Source organism: Bradyrhizobium sp., assembly GCF_016462955.1.
GTDB lineage: Bacteria > Pseudomonadota > Alphaproteobacteria > Rhizobiales > Xanthobacteraceae > Bradyrhizobium.
On sequence record NZ_JAEMSD010000412.1, the window covers coordinates 1 to 682 of the forward strand.

At 62.9% G+C, this 682-nt stretch carries 1 protein-coding gene; it reads left to right on the plus strand.

Going from position 1 to position 682, the window contains the following annotated elements; genetic code table 11:
• Positions 1–682, plus strand: a 682-nt coding sequence (locus tag JHD07_RS30040) for a cytochrome P450 (RefSeq protein ID WP_366865454.1), incomplete at both ends; no start/stop codon positions are given.

Consider the following 682-nt stretch of genomic DNA (forward strand, 5'->3'; position numbering starts at 1 on the left):
GCAATGGACGGAAGACCCCTTCCCGATCTGGGACCAGCTGCGCGCCACAAGCCCCGTGGTGCACACGAAGCGCTTCCTCGGCTGCTACCTGCCGACGACCTATGAGGCCGTGCGCGAGATCGCCAACGATACCGAGCACTTCTCCTCACGCCGCATCATCGTCCGCGATGTGCGTCCGGAGGTCGCCAGGAACGCAGCTCCGCCGATCACCTCGGATCCGCCCGAGCATAAGCCCGCCAAGCAATTGCTGCTGCCGCCATTCACCCCGGATGCGATGAAGAAGCTCGAGCCGCGGGTTCGCGCGATCTGCAACGAGCTGATCGACGAGTTCATCGCCGACGGCAAGGTCGACGCTGCCGCACGCTACAGCAAATACATCCCGGTGCGGGCGATCGCGCACATGCTCGGCATTCCCGAGAGCGACAGCGACCTCTTCATCAACTGGATCCACATGATCCTGGAGCTCGGCATCAAGGACGAGACCAAGCTGCTGCAGGCCGTCCAGGAGATGACGGCTTATTTCAGCGGCCACATCGAAGCGCGCAAGAACAAGCCCACTGACGATCTCATCTCGTACCTGATGAACGCCAGGGGCAAGGACGGCAATCCGCTCGAGGATTCCCATGTGCTGGGTTCGCTGCGCCTGCTCTTGATCGCCGGCATCGACACCACCTGGAGCGCG